General features: G+C 71.1%; 12 protein-coding genes. 7 read left to right on the top strand and 5 right to left on the bottom strand.

From position 1 onward, the window contains the following. Window positions 1-41 precede the first annotated feature (41 nt). The 5 genes from EV699_RS06730 to EV699_RS06710 all read left to right on the top strand — a co-directional run bounded on the left by EV699_RS06730 (window position 42) and on the right by EV699_RS06710 (window position 5,629). On the top strand, window positions 42-1,847 hold the full coding sequence (locus tag EV699_RS06730; protein WP_132540439.1) for a PHA/PHB synthase family protein: 1,806 nt from the start codon (window positions 42-44) through the stop codon (window positions 1,845-1,847). Window positions 1,848-2,038: 191 nt separating this feature from the next. Beyond that, entirely contained in the window at window positions 2,039-2,788 is a 750-nt protein-coding gene (locus EV699_RS06725; RefSeq protein WP_132540436.1) for a HesA/MoeB/ThiF family protein, read from the top strand. A 28-nt stretch (window positions 2,789-2,816) separates the two neighbouring features. After that, entirely contained in the window at window positions 2,817-3,647 is an 831-nt protein-coding gene (locus EV699_RS06720; RefSeq protein ID WP_132540433.1) for a carbohydrate deacetylase, read from the top strand. A 7-nt stretch (window positions 3,648-3,654) separates the two neighbouring features. Continuing rightward, window positions 3,655-4,656 carry a glycosyltransferase family 2 protein gene (locus EV699_RS06715; RefSeq protein WP_132540430.1) on the top strand — a complete coding sequence of 334 codons (1,002 nt, stop codon included), beginning with the start codon at window positions 3,655-3,657 and terminating at the stop codon, window positions 4,654-4,656. A gap of 7 nt (window positions 4,657-4,663) precedes the next feature. Further along, a complete protein-coding gene (locus tag EV699_RS06710) occupies window positions 4,664-5,629 on the top strand; it encodes a DUF6635 family protein (RefSeq protein ID WP_132540427.1) in 966 nt (321 codons plus the stop codon). Between the two features lie 68 nt (window positions 5,630-5,697). On the opposite strand, the gene folE2 is transcribed toward EV699_RS06710, so the two are convergent. From folE2 to EV699_RS06685, 5 genes are all read right to left on the bottom strand, one after another. Beyond that, window positions 5,698-6,525, bottom strand: coding sequence for a GTP cyclohydrolase FolE2 (gene folE2 / locus EV699_RS06705; RefSeq protein WP_132540424.1), 828 nt, complete (start codon window positions 6,523-6,525; stop codon window positions 5,698-5,700). Window positions 6,526-6,780: 255 nt separating this feature from the next. Further along, a complete protein-coding gene (dxs, locus tag EV699_RS06700) occupies window positions 6,781-8,637 on the bottom strand; it encodes a 1-deoxy-D-xylulose-5-phosphate synthase (RefSeq protein WP_132540422.1) in 1,857 nt (618 codons plus the stop codon). A gap of 74 nt (window positions 8,638-8,711) precedes the next feature. Further along, window positions 8,712-9,599 (bottom strand): (2E,6E)-farnesyl diphosphate synthase, encoded by an 888-nt coding sequence (gene ispA / locus EV699_RS06695; protein WP_132540419.1) that lies wholly within the window; start codon window positions 9,597-9,599, stop codon window positions 8,712-8,714. A 5-nt stretch (window positions 9,600-9,604) separates the two neighbouring features. After that, a complete protein-coding gene (locus EV699_RS06690; protein WP_132540416.1) occupies window positions 9,605-9,850 on the bottom strand; it encodes an exodeoxyribonuclease VII small subunit in 246 nt (81 codons plus the stop codon). A 55-nt stretch (window positions 9,851-9,905) separates the two neighbouring features. Continuing rightward, a complete protein-coding gene (locus EV699_RS06685) occupies window positions 9,906-11,087 on the bottom strand; it encodes a phospholipase D-like domain-containing protein (RefSeq protein ID WP_132540413.1) in 1,182 nt (393 codons plus the stop codon). Between the two features lie 94 nt (window positions 11,088-11,181). Here EV699_RS06685 and parE point away from each other — a divergent pair, with 94 nt between their 5' ends. Continuing rightward, window positions 11,182-13,068: a DNA topoisomerase IV subunit B gene (gene parE, locus EV699_RS06680; RefSeq protein ID WP_132540410.1), complete on the top strand. Its 1,887-nt coding sequence runs from the start codon at window positions 11,182-11,184 to the stop codon at window positions 13,066-13,068. Between the two features lie 70 nt (window positions 13,069-13,138). After that, entirely contained in the window at window positions 13,139-15,403 is a 2,265-nt protein-coding gene (parC, locus tag EV699_RS06675; protein ID WP_132540407.1) for a DNA topoisomerase IV subunit A, read from the top strand. The last annotated feature ends 98 nt before the right edge of the window (window positions 15,404-15,501 follow it).

Here is a 15,501-nt window from a genome sequence, read left to right as displayed (position 1 = left end):
GCGCCCACCGATTGAACGCGAAGGTTCGAAGGAAACCCACAATGGCCGAAGCGCAAGCCCCCGAGATCAAAATGCCCGACCCGGTCGAAGTGTCCAAAGCGGTAACGAAGATCGCTGAGCAGAGCCAGCGCCTGGTGGCTGACTTTCTCCAACGCCAGAGCGCCGGCGGGGCCCTCGCGCTGGTCGAGAATCCGAGCCTCGGCAGCGCCTTCCTGGAGATGACGCGGCGCCTGCTCGCCAACCCGGGCAAGCTCGTCGAGGCGCAGATCGACCTCTGGAAGGTCTACGTGAACCTGTGGACGCAGGGGACCTCGGCGGTGTTCTTCGGCCAGAACGCCAATTCGGCGGCGCTGTCGACGCGCTCCGACAAGCGCTTCAAGCACGACGACTGGGAACAGAACGCTCTCTTCGATTACATCAAGCAGGCCTACCTGCTGTCGGCGCAGTGGGTGCAGAGCACCGTCGCCGGCATCGAGGGCATGGACGAGAAGACCAAGAAGAAGATCGAGTTCTACACCCGCCAGTTCGTCGATGCCCTGTCGCCGACCAACTTCCCGATCACCAATCCGGAAGTGCTGCGCGCGACCATCGAGACCGGTGGCGAGAACCTGCTGAAGGGGCTGTCGAACCTGCTCGACGACCTGGAGCGCGGCAAGGGCAGCCTCAACATCCGCATGACCGACCTCGAGGCCTTCCAGCCCGGGGTCAACATCGCCGCGACCCCCGGCAAGGTCGTGTTCCAGAACGAGCTGATGCAACTGCTGCAGTACGCGCCGTCGACCGAGACGGTGTTCCAGAAGCCGCTGCTGATCGTGCCGCCGTGGATCAACAAGTTCTACATCCTCGACCTGCGCGAGAAGAACAGCTTCATCAAGTGGTGGGTGGACCAGGGCTTCACGGTGTTCGTGATCTCCTGGGTCAACCCCGACGTCACGCTGGCCGAGAAGAACTTCGAGAACTACCTGACCGAGGGCACGCTGGCCGCGCTCGACGCCATCGCGAAGGCGACCGGCGAGCAGGAGGTCAATGCCGTCGGCTACTGCCTCGGCGGCACGCTGCTCGCGAGCACGGTCGGCTACCTGGCGGCAAGGAAGGACACGCGCATCGCCTCGGCCACCTACTTCACGACGATGCTCGACTTCGATCAGCCGGGCGAGCTCGAGGTGTTCATCGACGAGGAGCAGATCTCGATGCTCGAGAAGCGCATGGAGCGCCAGGGCTTCCTCGACGGCAGCGAGATGGCCGGGACCTTCAGCATGCTGCGGGCGAACGACCTGATCTGGTCGTTCTTCATCAACAACTACCTGCTCGGCAAGGACCCGTTCCCGTTCGACCTGCTGTACTGGAACAGCGACTCCACGCGCATGCCGGCGAAGATGCACAGCTTCTACCTGCGCAACATGTACCAGAAGAACCTGCTGCGCGAGCCCGGGGGCATCACGCTGGCCGACACGCCGATCGACCTGCGCAAGGCGCAGACGCCCGCGTACTTCATTTCGGCGATCGAGGACCACATCGCGCCGTGGAAGTCGACCTACGCCGGCACCCGCCTGTTCGGCGGGCCGGTCAAGTTCGTGCTCGGCGGCTCGGGGCACATCGCCGGGGTGATCAACCCGCCGGTGGGCGGCAAGTACTGCTACTGGGAGAACGCGGAGCTGCCGGCCGGGCCCGATGCCTGGTACGCCGGTGCCCGGCAGAGCGGCGGTTCGTGGTGGCCGAACTGGCTGGAGTGGGTGCGTGCCTACGCCGGCGAGCAGGTGCCGGCCCGCGTGGTCGGCGCGGGCGAACTCGCGCCGATCGAGGATGCCCCCGGCAGCTACGTGAAGCGCAAGCTGATCGTGGCGTGAGGCGGCCGCTGCCGGCCCTGCCGGCGCGGCGATGATGTGAAGGAGGCGGACCTCGCGGTCCGCCTCGGTTTTTTCGGCGACCACCCGCGCCGCGGGCGGGTGTCGCGCGATGGCTTATCGGCGGGGGCAGCGCTATCGTGCGCGGGCGCACGGCGTGGCGGCCCCGCCCCTGTGAAGGACCGGCGCACGCGATGAACGACGACGACCTGCTGCGCTACAGCCGCCAGATCATGCTCCCGGAGATCGACATCGAGGGCCAGGAGCGCCTGTGCGCGGCGCACGTGCTGCTCGTCGGCCTCGGTGGCCTGGGCTCGCCGGCGGCGATGTACCTGGCGGCGGCCGGCGTCGGACGCCTGACACTGGTCGACTTCGACCGCGTCGACCTGTCGAACCTGCAGCGGCAGATCATCCACCGCACCGCCGACATCGGCCGGCCGAAGGTCGAGTCGGCACGTGACGCCCTGCTCGCGCTGAACCCGGGCGTGACGGTGACGACGGTGCCCCACGCCCTGCAGGACGAGGCGCTCGCCGAGGCGGTCCGCGGCGCCGACGTCGTGGTGGATGCCACCGACAACCTCGCCACGCGCTTCGCGCTCAACGCCGCCTGCGTCCGCGCGCGGCGGCCGCTGGTGATCGGGGCGGCGATTCGCCTGGAAGGGCAGGTGATGGTGGTGCGCCCCGATCGCCCCGACGGCGCCTGCTATCGCTGCCTCTACCGCGGTGACGGGGAACCCGACGAGACCTGCTCGCAGTCCGGCGTGCTCGCACCGGTGGTCGGCATCATCGGGGCGATGCAGGCGGTGGAGGTGATCAAGCTGATCACCGGCGCCGGCGACACCCTCGACGGCCGCCTGCTGCTGCTCGACGCGCGCGACATGGAATGGCAGGAGGTGCGGGTGCCGAAGCACGCGCACTGCCCGGTGTGCGGGGTTCCGGCATGAGCGCGACGGGCCGGCGCCGGACGCAGGCATGAAGCCGTCGATCCGGGTGATCGTCAACGCCGACGACTACGGCTACTTCGCCTGCGTGAGCCGCGGCATCCTCGCCTGCCACCGCGACGGGCTGGTCACCGCGACCGGGGTGATGGCGAACGGCCCGCGCTTCGACGAAACCGTCGCCTGGCTCGCGCAGGCGCCGGAGCTCGATCTCGGCGTGCATCTCAACCTGAGCCTGGGGCGGCCGCTGACGGCGGCGCTGGCCGCGGCGCCCGGGCTGCGCGACGGCGCCTTCGACGGCAAGTTCGCGGCGCTCGCGGCGCTCGCCAGCGGTCGCTGGCCGCTGGATCGGGTGGCCGCCGAGTGGCGCGCGCAGATCGAGCGCTGCCGCGCCGCCGGGCTGCGGCTGTGCTTCCTGAACTCGCACGAGCACGTGCACATGTGGCCGGCGCTGTGGCGGGTGGCGCGGGCCCTCGGCGACGAGTTCGGCATTCCCCACCTGCGCCGCGTGCGTCCCGAATGGCAGGGCATGCAGGGGTGGCTGCGCAACCTTGCGCTCGGTCTGGTGTCCATGCGGGTGCCCGATGCCGCGGAACCCCGGTTTCTCGGTCTCGCGGCCAGTGGCCGCCTCGACGAGGCGGCGGTGCGGCGGGCGCTCGGTGGGCTCGCGGCGGGCGGTGTCTACGAACTGATGTGCCATCCGGGCGACGACGACGCCACGGAACTTGACGCCCCGCATCTGCGCACCTATCACGCTTGGACGCTCGAACGCCAAACCCTGTGTGCCCCCGGTCTGCGAGCGTGGTGTGCCGAGCAGGGCATCGTGCCCTGCGGCTACCGTGACCTCGATCCGGGGCGCTGGTGACTCCTCCATGGTCTTGCTCGAAGTACTCGATACCGGCCCCGGCAAGCGTCCGGCGGCCGGGGAAGTGCCCCTGGTCAGCGTGGTGCTGCCCGCGCACAACGAAGGCGAAGGCATCCGCCGCGCCCTCGAAACCATCGCCGGGGTGCTGCGCGCCTGCGGGGTGACCTTCGAGCTGATCGTCGTCGACGACGGTTCGCGCGACGACACCTTCGCCGAAGTGCAGGAGGCCGCGCAGCGCTGGGCCTGGGTGCGGGGCCTGCGCTTCAGCCGCAATTTCGGCAAGGAGGCGGCCCTGCTCGCCGGCCTGCGCGCGGCGCGCGGCAAGGCGGTGATCACGATAGACGCCGACCTGCAGCACCCGCCGGGCGTGATTCCCGACCTGCTGCGACTGTGGCGCGACGGCGCCAGGGTGGTGCACGCGGTCAAGCGCGACCGTTCCACCGACACCGGTACGGCGCGCTGGCGGGCGCGCGTGTTCAACGGGCTCCTCAGCCGTTTCGGCCGCATCGACCTGCAGAATGCCTCCGACTTCAAGCTGCTCGACCGCACCGCGGTCGACGTGCTGATCGAGCGCCTGCCGGAGCGCGGACGTTTCTACCGCGGCCTGGCGCAGTGGATCGGCTTCGCGCAGGCGAGCGTGCCGTTCAACGTCGCGCCGCGGGCGGCGGGCACCGGCAAGTGGTCGCTGCTCGGGCTGATCAGCCTGGCGACCACGGCGATCCTGTCCTTCACCAGCGCGCCGCTGCGCATCGTCACGCTGCTCGGTCTGGTGACGCTGGTCTTCGCCGCGATCGTCGGCACCGATGCGCTGATCTCGTGGGTCCTCGGCAACAACGCCGCCGGCTTCCTGACGCTCGAGTTCACGATGCTGATCCTCGGCAGTTTCATCATGATCAGCCTCGGCATCGTCGGCGAGTACATCGCCAAGATCTACGAGGAGCTGAAGGGACGTCCCACCTACCTCGTGGAGCAGAGCGTCGGCTTCGACGACGAGCCCCCCGCCGTCTGAACGCACCGTGAACCCCGGCCACGCCGCGCTGGCCGCCGCCGTCACCCGCGCGACGCAGCGCTACATCGCCGAGCGGCGCGCACGCATCCCGGCCTTCGCCGCCGCGCAGTTCGGCTGGGCCGGCGCGGCGCGGCTGCACCGCCACGCCCTCGGCCGCGACCTGCTGCGGGTGCCGGTCAACGTGCTGTGGGCTGCCCCCTACCTGCTGACGCGCGGTGCCGCGGCGCTGTCGCGGCGCGCGGGGGCGCAGCAGGTGGCGGAGCGGCTGGAGCGCCTGCCAGCGGGGCTGCGCACCGACGTCGAACGCGAGCTCGAATGGCGGCTGTACGCCGGGTGGCTGGAGCTGCCGTTCCGCCAGGGCGAGCGCCAGTGCGAGCGCGACGCGCTGTTCGAGGCCATCCTCGCCGAGCCGGAGGTCGCGGCGCTGTTCGGCGCGGCGTTCGCCGGGATCGCCACCGCCGCGCAGCGCGAAGGCTTTCGTGGCCGGCTGGAGGCCTACCTGCGCCAGTACACGCACTCCCGCACCGCGGCGGCGGAGCTGTCGACGGCGCTGATCAACCTCGCGGTCGGCGCCGCCGCGTTCCAGGGCTTCACGCCCGGCGCGCTGGCGATGGGCAGTGCCGTCGCCGGCAGCCTGGCGAAGCAGATCGCCGTGGCCCAGTTCGCCCTCGGCCCGACGCTGGGCGCGCTCTACTACGGCGTGTTCCCGACCTCGGCGTCGGTGGGGCTGCTGGCGGCGACGACCGGCGGGCTGATCGCCGTGCTCGGCGTCGTCGCGGCCTTCTCGGGGGTGCTCACCGACCCGGTGCAGCAGGCGCTGGGATTGCACGAGCGCCGCCTGCACAAACTGGTGGATGCGCTCGAGCGCACGCTCGACGGCGGCGAGGCCGGTCTGGCGATCCGTGACGCCTACGTCGCGCGGGTGTTCGACCTGCTCGATCTGCTGCAGACCGCGGGGCGCCTGCTCGGCTGAGCGGGCCCGAAATGCAGACGGCGGGCTTGTGCTGCCCGCCGTCTGCCGGGGTGCGCCGCCGGGGGCGCTCAGGCCGGGTGCGTGGTCTTGTCGTGCTCGATCAGCGCGTAGGCCGAGTGGTTGTGGATGGACTCGAAGTTCTCCGACTCCACCGCGTAAGCCTCGATACGCTCGTCGGCATTCAGGTGTGCGGCGATGTCCCGCACCATGTCCTCGACGAACTTCGGATTCTCGTACGCCCGTTCGGTGACGTACTTCTCGTCGGGGCGCTTCAGCAGGCCGTAGAGCTGGCACGAGGCCTCGTTCTCGACCAGGTCGATCAACTCCTCGATCCAGACGAAGCCGCGCACGCGGGCGTTCACGGTGACGTGCGAGCGCTGGTTGTGGGCGCCGTAGCGCGAGATCTCCTTCGAACACGGGCACAGCGACGTCACCGGTACCACGACCTTGACGTTCATGCTGGTCTTGCCCTCGCTGATCATGCCGATGAACGACACCTCGTAGTCGAGCAGGCTGCGCACGCCGCTGACGGGGGCGGCCTTGTTCACGAAGTACGGGAAGCTCATCTCGATGTGGCCGGTGCCGGCTTCGAGCCGCTCGGTCATCTCGGCGAGCATGATCTTGAAGGACTCGACGGTGATCTCGTCTTCGTGGCTGTTGAGAATCGCCACGAAGCGCGACATGTGCGTGCCCTTGAAGTTGTGCGGCAGGTCCACGTACATGTTGAAGTTCGCGATCGTGTGCTGCTCGCGCCCGGTGCGGTCCTTGACCTTCACGGGGTGGCGGATGTCCTTGATGCCCACCTTGTTGATCGGGATGCGACGGGTGTCGGCACTGCTCTGCACGTCGGGGATGGCCGTCACGGTGTCTACCACGATGGGGTTGGGTTTGGTCATTGGGTCATTCCTCACTGGGCGCGCGGGGCGCCGCATGGCTGGCGGGGCGAGCGCCATGCCGCCGTACCTGTCGCCCCGGCATTGAGAGTCGCAGCGGCGAACCCAGCGCTTCGGAGGAGGAAACCTGTACGAAAGTTTCGGCCTGCGCCGACAAGCACGCCCAGCATCGGTGTATTTCCGACTGCTTCAGTTGGATAATACTGCGATGCAACAATGTAGACAATTCGATGTGGCTATCGCGCCTATTGCCACGGCCTATGGCGCTTCCAGCGCCGCGAGCACGCCGGCGACGTCCAGGCCGCACTCGGCGAGCAGTTCGCCGCGCTCGCCGTGGTCGAGGAAGCGGTCGGGCAGGCCGAGGTTGAGCACGCGGGGCGTGCGGCCGTGTGCCGCCAGGCACTCGTTGACGGCGCTGCCGGCGCCCCCGGCGATCGCGTTGTCCTCGAGCGTCACCAGCCGCTCGTGCGTGTCGGCGAGCGCGAGGACGGTGTCGACGTCGAGCGGCTTGACGAAGCGCATGTTGACCACGGTCGCGTCGATCCGCTCGCCGACCGCTTCGGCCACCGGCACCAGGGCGCCGAAGGCGAGCAGGGCGGTGCCGCGCCCCTGGCGACGCCGTTCGGCGCGGCCGATCGGCAGTGCCTGCATCGTCTCGACCGGGGCGACGCCAGGACCCTTGCCGCGCGGATAGCGCACCACGCTCGGCTGATCGAGCTGGAAGCCGGTGTAGAGCATCTGCCGGCATTCGTTCTCGTCGGCCGGCGCCATCACCACCAGGTTCGGGAGGCAGCGCAGGTACGACAGGTCGAAGCTGCCGGCGTGGGTCGGGCCGTCGGGGCCGACCAGGCCGGCGCGGTCGACGGCGAAGAGCACCGGCAGGTTCTGGATCGCCACGTCGTGGATGAGCTGGTCGTAGGCGCGCTGCAGGAAGGTCGAGTAGATCGCGACCACCGGCTTGAGGCCGTCGCAGGCCATGCCGGCGGCGAGCGTCAGCGCGTGCTGCTCGGCGATGCCGACGTCGAAGTAGCGCTCCGGGAAGCGTTCGGAGAACTCCACCAGCCCCGAACCCTCGCGCATCGCCGGCGTGATGCCCATCAGCCGCGGGTCCGCCGCCGCCATGTCGCAGAGCCAGTCGCCGAACACCTGCGTGTAGGTGGGGCCGCCGCCGGCCTTGGCGGCCGCGATGCCGCGCGTGGGGTCGAAGGTGCCGACGCCGTGATAGGTGACGGGCTCCGTCTCGGCGAGCTTGTAGCCCTTGCCCTTGCGGGTGATCACGTGCAGCAGCCGCGGCCCCTTGAGGTCGCGCAGGTTGCGCAGCGTCTGCACCAGCGTCGGCAGGTCGTGGCCGTCGATCGGGCCGAAGTAGTTGAAGCCCAGCTCCTCGAACAGCGTGCCCGGCGTCACCAGTCCCTTGGCGTGCTCCTCGGCGCGCTTGGCCATCTCCCACATGCCGTGCGGCATGTGCGAGAGGATGCGCTTGCCGCCTTCGCGCACCGTCGAGTACAGCGGCCCGGTGAGCAGCCGGGTCAGGTACGAGGACAGCGCGCCGACGTTCGGCGAGATCGACATCTCGTTGTCGTTCAGCACCACGAGCATGTCGGTCTTCAGGTGCCCGGCGTGGTTCAGGGCCTCGAAGGCCATGCCGGCGGTCATCGCGCCGTCGCCGATCACCGCGACGGTCTTGCGCGGGCTGCCGGTGGCCGCCGCGGCGATCGCCATGCCCTGCGCGGCGCTGATCGAGGTGCTCGAGTGGCCGACGCCGAAGGTGTCGTAGGGGCTCTCGCAGCGCTTCGGGAACCCGGCGAGCCCGCACTTGCGGCGCAGGCTCCCCATGCGCGCGCGCCGGCCGGTGAGGATCTTGTGCGGGTAGCTCTGGTGCCCGACGTCCCAGACCAGGCGGTCCTCGGGGGTGTTGAACACGTAGTGCAGGGCGACGGTGAGCTCGACGGTGCCGAGGTTGGCCGAGAAGTGTCCGCCGGTCTTCGCCACCGACTGGATCAGGAAGTCGCGCAGCTCGTCCGCCAGTGACACCAGGCTGGATTCCGGCAGCCGGCGCAGGTCGGCAGGACTGTCGACGCTCTCCAGCAGGGGGTAGACGCTCACGGGGGTCATGGGCGGGTCGCGTGGTCGTGAAGGAGCGCGATTATCGGGGTGCCCGCCGGCCCCTGCAATCCGATCCCCGGCACTCAGCGCGCGCGATCGACGATCCAGGTGGCGATGGTGCGCAGCGTGTCGGCGCGCGCACCCAGCGGTTCGAGGCTGGCGAGCGCCGCCTCGTAGAGCGCCCGGGCGTGCTCGCGGGCGCCGTCGAGGCCGAGCAGCGACGGGTAGGTCGGCTTGTTCAGCGCGAGGTCGGCGCCCTGGGTCTTGCCGATCGTCGCGGTGTCGCCGACCACGTCGAGGATGTCGTCGCGGATCTGGAAGGCGAGGCCGATGCACTTGGCGTAGTGGTCGAGGCGGTCGAGATCGGCGTCGGCCACCTGCGGCTGGCACAGCGCGCCGAGCAGCACCGAGGCGCGGATCAGCGCACCGGTCTTGTGGATGTGCATGTTCTCCAGCTCGGCGAGTGACAGCTCGCGCCCCACCGCGCCCATGTCGATCGCCTGCCCGCCGGCCATGCCGCGCGAGCCGGAGGCGCGCGCGAGCAGCTCCACCATGCGCAGGCGCCGCGCCGCATCCACCTGTGCCGCGGTATCGGTGGCGAGCACCTGGAAGGCGAGCGTCTGCAGGGCGTCGCCGGCGAGGATCGCGGTGGCCTCGTCGAAGGCGCGGTGGCAGGTCGGCTGGCCGCGGCGCAGGTCGTCGTCGTCCATCGCCGGCAGGTCGTCGTGCACCAGCGAATAGGCATGGATGAACTCGACGGCACAGGCGGGGGCGTCGAGTGCCTCGGCCGGCACGCCCACCGCCTCGCCGGCGGCGTAGACGAGCACCGGTCGCACGCGCTTGCCGCCGCCGAGGGTGGCGTAGCGCATCGCCTCGTGGAGGCGGCAGGGCAGCGTGCCGGCGGCCGGCAGGCGGGCTTCCAGCGCCTGTTCGGCGCGGGCCTGGAAGGCCTGGATGCGTTCGCTCGACATCGCGCTCAGTCCTGTGCCGGCGCGCCGAAGGGCACCAGGGCCTCCTCGCCGGCGCGGTTCTGCAGGAGCTCGACGCGCTGCTCGGCGCTGGCGAGCGCCACCTGGCAGACGCGCGAGAGCTCCATGCCGCGCTCGAACTGCTTGAGGGCGTCCTCCAGGCCGAGGTCGCCGCGCTCGAGGGTCTCGACCAGCGTCTCGAGTTCGGTCAGGGCCGTCTCGAGATCGGGAACGGCCGCCTTCTTGCTCGCCATGGTGTCGCCGCCTGCCGGAAAAGGAGCGGTACGGTAGCGCCGGGCGCAGGGGTGGTCAATTTGCCGGCGGCAGCGGCCGCGGACGCGCGCGCCAGGGTACGCGCAGCGCGAGCACGCGATAGGCGAGCCATTCGAGCAGGCGCTGCCACGGGCCCGGCGGCCGCGGTCGCGGCTGCAGCGGGCGCGCCTGCGCGAGGTCGTCGAGGAACTGCCGGGCCAGGGTGTCGGTGACGCCGGCGTCGTACACGGCGAGCCCGATCTCCAGGTTGTGGGCACTGGTGAAGGCGTCCATGTTGAACGAGCCGACCGCGGCGAACGCCTCGTCGACCAGCAGCGTCTTGGCGTGCAGCGGCGCAGGGTAGGCGTACAGGCGCACGCCCGCGGCGGCGAGCTTGCGCACCACGAAGCCGCGCGCGAGGTCGACCAGGCGCACGTCGGAGCGCGCCGGCGCGAGCAGGCGCACGTCGACGCCGGCACGCGCGCGGCGCGCCAGGGCCCGCAGCAGGCGCCGCGATGGCACCGGGTAGGGCGTGGTGAGCCAGCAGCGCTGGCGGGCGAGGGTGATCGCCTGGCGCAGCCGCGTCTGCAGGTGCAGGCGCTGGCGGCGGGCATTGGCGCACAGCACCTCCACCCGCACCGTGCCGGCCGCCGCCGCCGCCAGGGGCGCGGGTGGCGGTGCGGCGCCGAGTTCGGCGAGGGTTTCGGCGAGGGCCTGCGCCAGCTGCGTGACCGCCGGTCCGCGCAGGCGCACCTGGGTGTCGCGGAACGGGGTGTCGCCGAGGCGGGCGCCGGCATAGCGGCGGCCGACGTTGCGGCCGCCGAGCCAGGCGATGTCCGCGTCGATCAGCGCGAGCTTGCGGTGGTCGCGGAACAGCCACGGGCCGTGCGCGCGCCACGGCCACACCGGGTTGAAGCGGTAGCAGCGCCCGCCGGCGGCGCGCAGCGCGGCGAGATGCGCCTCGGCGAGCGTGGCGGAGCCGACGGCGTCGTACACCAGCAGCACGTCGCAGCCGCGCGCGGCGGCGGCGGCGAGGCGGGCGAGGGTCGCCCGCCCGACCGCGTCGGGCTCGAGCAGATAGACTTCCAGCCACACGCGCCGCGTGGCGGCGTCGATGTCGGCCCACAGGCGCTCGAAGTAGGCGTCGCCGTCGAACACGATCTCGACCGCGTTGCCGTCGCACGGCGCGGGCGCGGCAGGACGGGCACGACGGTGCAGCGCCTCCAGCAGGCGGGACATCTCCGGCTTCTCCGGCGCAGGGGTTACACTCGCGCCGCCGCGGCGTCTGCCGCGGGGCGATCCCTCTCACACGCACACCTCGGACAGGAACACGATGACCACGGCTTACGACGCGTCCGCGATCGAGGTCCTGAGCGGGCTGGACCCGGTGCGCAAGCGCCCGGGCATGTATACCGACACCTCGCGACCGAATCACCTGGCGCAGGAGGTGATCGACAACGCCGTCGACGAGGCGATCGCCGGGCACGCGACCCGCATCGAGGTCAGCGTCTACGCCGACGGCTCGCTCGCGGTCGCCGACGACGGCCGCGGCATGCCGGTGGACCTGCACCCGGAGGAGGGCATTCCCGGCGTCGAGCTGATCCTCACGCGGCTGCACGCGGGCGGCAAGTTCTCGAACCAGGCCTACCGTTTCTCGGGCGGCCTGCACGGGGTCGGCGTGTCGGTGGTCAACGCGCTGTCGCGGCAGCTCGAGGTGTGGGTGCGCCGCGGCGGGCACGAGTACCACATGGCCTTCGCCGGCGGCGACAAGCGTTCCGACCTCGCCGTCGTCGGCACGCGGCCGAAGCGCGAGACCGGTACCACGGTGCGCTTCTGGCCCGACCCGCAGTACTTCGACACGCCGAAGTTCTCGGTGCCGCGGCTGCGCCACGTGCTGCGCGCCAAGGCGGTGCTGTGCCCGGGGCTGCGGGTGAGCTTCTTCGACGAGGCGGCGAACGAGCGCGTCGAGTGGTGCTACCAGGACGGCCTCACCGACTACCTCGGCGAGGCGCTCGGCGAGGCGCCGCTGACGCCCGATCCGCCCTTCGTCGGGCGCCTCGAAGGCGAGCACGAGGCGGTCGAATGGGCCGTCACCTGGCTCACCGAGGGCGGCGAGGGCGTGGCCGAGAGCTACGTCAACCTGATCCCCACCGCGCAGGGCGGCACCCACGTCAACGGCCTGCGCACCGGCCTGACCGAGGCCGTGCGCGAGTTCTGCGAGTTCCGCAACCTGCTGCCGCGCGGCGTGCGCCTGGCGCCGGAGGACGTCTGGGAGGGCTGTGCCTACGTGCTCTCGGCGAAGCTGCAGGAGCCGCAGTTCTCCGGGCAGACCAAGGAGCGCCTGTCGTCGCGCGAATGCGCGGTGTTCGTCGGCGGCGTGGTCAAGGACGCCTTCAGCCTGTGGCTCAACCAGCACGTCGAGCAGGCCGAGAGGATCGCCGCCTTCGCGCTGTCCAACGCCGGCCGGCGCCTGCGCGCGGCGAAGAAGGTGGTGCGCAAGAAGGTCACCGCCGGCCCGGCGCTGCCCGGCAAGCTCGCCGACTGCGCGGCGCAGGACCTCGCGCGCACCGAGCTGTTCCTGGTCGAGGGCGACTCGGCCGGCGGCTCCGCCAAGCAGGCGCGCGACCGCGAGTTCCAGGCGGTGATGCCGCTGCGCGGCAAGATCCTCAACACCTGGGAGGTCGACTCGGGCGAGGTGATGGCCTCGCAGGAAGTGCACGACATCGCCGTCGCCATCGGCGTCGACCCCGGCTGCACCGAGCTCGCCGGCCTGCGCTACGGCAAGGTGTGCATCCTCGCCGACGCCGACTCCGACGGTCTGCACATCGCCACGCTGCTGTGCGCGCTGTTCACACGGCATTTCCGCCCGCTGGTCGAGGCCGGGCACGTGTTCGTCGCGATGCCGCCGCTGTACCGCATCGACGTCGGCAAGGACGTCTACTACGCGCTCGACGAGGCCGAGAAGACCGGCGTGCTGGATCGCATCGCCGCCGAGAAGAAGAAGGGCAAGGTCGCCGTCACCCGCTTCAAGGGCCTCGGCGAGATGAACCCGATACAGCTGCGCGAGACCACGATGGCGCCCGATACCCGCCGGCTGGTGCAGCTGACCGTCGAGCCCGACGACGACACCCCGGCGATGCTCGACATGCTGCTCGCCAAGAAGCGCGCCGGCGACCGCAAGAACTGGCTGGAGGACAAGGGCAACCTCGCCGAGGTGTGAGCGGCCCGCGCCGCCCGCCGTGCCCGTCCCGACCGCCGCCGCCCCCCTTCGCCGCTGATTCCGAGCCCCGATGCCCGAACCGACCCCGATCGCCGCCGAACACACCGAGCGCCTGCCGCTCAGGACCTTCACCGAGAAGGCCTACCTCGACTACTCGATGTACGTGATCCTCGACCGCGCGCTGCCGCACCTCGGCGACGGCCTCAAGCCGGTGCAGCGGCGGATCGTCTACGCGATGAGCGAGCTCGGCCTGTCCGCCGCCGCCAAGCACAAGAAGAGCGCGCGCACCGTCGGCGACGTGCTCGGCAAGTACCACCCGCACGGCGACAGCGCCTGCTACGAGGCCATGGTGCTGATGGCGCAGCCGTTCAGCTACCGCTACCCGCTGGTGGACGGGCAGGGCAACTGGGGCTCGATCGACGACCCCAAGAGCTTCGCCGCGATGCGCTACACCGAGGCGCGCCTCGCGCCCTACGCGCAGACCCTGCTCGCCGAGCTCGGCCAGGGCACGGTGGACTGGGCGCCGAACTTCGACGGCACGCTGGAGGAGCCGCTGCTGCTGCCCGCGCGCCTGCCCAACGTGCTGCTGAACGGCACCACCGGCATCGCCGTGGGCATGGCCACCGACATCCCGCCGCACAACCTGCGCGAGGTCGCGCACGCCTGCGTGGCGCTGCTCGATGCGCCCGACGCCCCGCTGGAAGCCCTCTGCGCCCACGTGCAGGGCCCGGACTACCCCACCGGCGGCGAGATCGTCACCCCGCGCGAGGACCTCGTCCGGCTCTACGCCAGTGGCAACGGCTCGATCCGCGTGCGGGCACGCTACGAGTACGAGCGCGGCGGCGACGAGATCGTCATCACCGAGCTGCCGTACCAGGCCTCGGGCGCCAAGGTGCTGGAGCAGATCGCCGCGCAGATGCAGGCCAAGAAGCTGCCGATGGTCGAGGATCTGCGCGACGAATCCGACCACGAGAACCCGATCCGCCTGGTGCTGGTGCTGCGCTCGAACCGCGTCGACGTCGAGCCGCTGATGGACCACCTGTTCGCCACCACCGACCTCGAACGCAGCCTGCGCGCCAACCTCAACGTGATCGGGCTCGACGGCCGCCCGCGGGTGAAGAACCTGCGCGAGATGCTCGTCGAGTGGCTGGCGTTCCGCCGCGCCACCGTGCGCCGGCGCCTGCGCTTCCGGCTGGAGAAGGTCGAGGCGCGGCTGCACATCCTCGAAGGCCTGCTGATCGCCTACCTGAACCTCGACGAGGTGATCCGCATCGTGCGCTTCGAGGACGAGCCCAGGGCCGCCCTGATCGCGCGCTTCCAGCTCTCCGAGATCCAAGCCGAGGCCATCCTCGAAACCAAGCTGCGCCACCTCGCGCGGCTCGAAGAGATGAAGATCCGCGGCGAACAGGACGAACTCGCGCGCGAACGCGACGAGCTCAACGCGCTGCTCGGCGATGCCGCCCGCCTGACCGCGCTGATCCGCGCCGAGATCCTCGCCGACGCCGACCGGTACGGCGATGCGCGGCGCTCGCGGCTGGTCGAGCGCCGCGCGGCGCAGGCGCTGGACGAGGCCGCGCTGACGCCGAGCGAGCCCGTCACCGTGGTGCTGTCGCAGAAGGGCTGGGTGCGCGCCGGCAAGGGCCACGAGGTCGACGGCGCCGGGCTCACGTACAAGGCCGGCGACGGCTTCCTGATGCAGGCGACGGGGCGCAGCAACCAGCAGGCGGTGTTCCTCGACGACACCGGCCGCGCCTATGCGCTGCCGGTCCACGGCCTCGCCTCGGCGCGCGGCTACGGCGAACCGCTCACCGGGCGGCTCGATCCGCCGAGCGGCGCGAGCTTCGTCGCGGTGCTGCTCGGCACCCCCGAGGAGCGCTACGTGCTGGCGTCGGATGCCGGCTACGGCTTCGTCTGCAGCTACGAGGACCTGCTCGGCCGCAACCGCTCGGGCAAGGCGGTGGTGAGCCTGCCGGACGCGGCGCGCCTGCTGGTGCCGGTGCGGATCGGCGATCCGGCACGCGAGCGGCTGGCCGTCGTCACCCGCGGCGGGCGCATGCTGGTGTTTCCGGTCGCGGACCTGCCGCAGCTCGCCAAGGGCAAGGGCAACAAGCTGATCGGCATCGCCAGCGAGGCCGCCGCGGCGCGCGAGGACCACGTGGTCGCGCTCGCCTGCCTGCCGCCGGGCGGCAGCCTGCAGCTCGGCTGCGGCAAGCGCACGCTGACGCTCAAGCCCGCGGACCTCGACGCCTACGAGGGCGAGCGCGGGCGCCGCGGCAATCCGCTGCCGCGCGGCCTGCAGCGCGTCGACGCCGCCACCGTGCTGCCGGCGGGCTGACGATTCAGACGACGCGGGCCGGCGCCATCCCGCCGCCGGCCCGCGCGCGATCGCCGCGCGCAGGCGAAGTCGATGCGAGCTTGCCGGCCGCGACACGC

The organism is Plasticicumulans lactativorans (assembly GCF_004341245.1).
Lineage (GTDB): Bacteria > Pseudomonadota > Gammaproteobacteria > Competibacterales > Competibacteraceae > Plasticicumulans_A > Plasticicumulans_A lactativorans.
This window is presented reverse-complemented; position numbering and strand designations above follow the sequence as displayed.

Excerpts from the sequence above, each read along its gene's own strand:
- EV699_RS06725 (WP_132540436.1), top strand. The coding sequence starts at position 2,039 with ATGAACGACGACGACCTGCTGCGCTACAGCCGCCAGATCATGCTCCCG.
- parE (WP_132540410.1), top strand. The coding sequence starts at position 11,182 with ATGACCACGGCTTACGACGCGTCCGCGATCGAGGTCCTGAGCGGGCTG.
- EV699_RS06690 (WP_132540416.1), bottom strand. The coding sequence starts at position 9,850 with ATGGCGAGCAAGAAGGCGGCCGTTCCCGATCTCGAGACGGCCCTGACC.
- EV699_RS06715 (WP_132540430.1), top strand. The coding sequence starts at position 3,655 with ATGGTCTTGCTCGAAGTACTCGATACCGGCCCCGGCAAGCGTCCGGCG.
- ispA (WP_132540419.1), bottom strand. The coding sequence starts at position 9,599 with ATGTCGAGCGAACGCATCCAGGCCTTCCAGGCCCGCGCCGAACAGGCG.
- dxs (WP_132540422.1), bottom strand. The coding sequence starts at position 8,637 with ATGACCCCCGTGAGCGTCTACCCCCTGCTGGAGAGCGTCGACAGTCCT.
- parC (WP_132540407.1), top strand. The coding sequence starts at position 13,139 with ATGCCCGAACCGACCCCGATCGCCGCCGAACACACCGAGCGCCTGCCG.
- EV699_RS06720 (WP_132540433.1), top strand. The coding sequence starts at position 2,817 with ATGAAGCCGTCGATCCGGGTGATCGTCAACGCCGACGACTACGGCTAC.
- EV699_RS06685 (WP_132540413.1), bottom strand. The coding sequence starts at position 11,087 with ATGTCCCGCCTGCTGGAGGCGCTGCACCGTCGTGCCCGTCCTGCCGCG.
- EV699_RS06730 (WP_132540439.1), top strand. The coding sequence starts at position 42 with ATGGCCGAAGCGCAAGCCCCCGAGATCAAAATGCCCGACCCGGTCGAA.
- folE2 (WP_132540424.1), bottom strand. The coding sequence starts at position 6,525 with ATGACCAAACCCAACCCCATCGTGGTAGACACCGTGACGGCCATCCCC.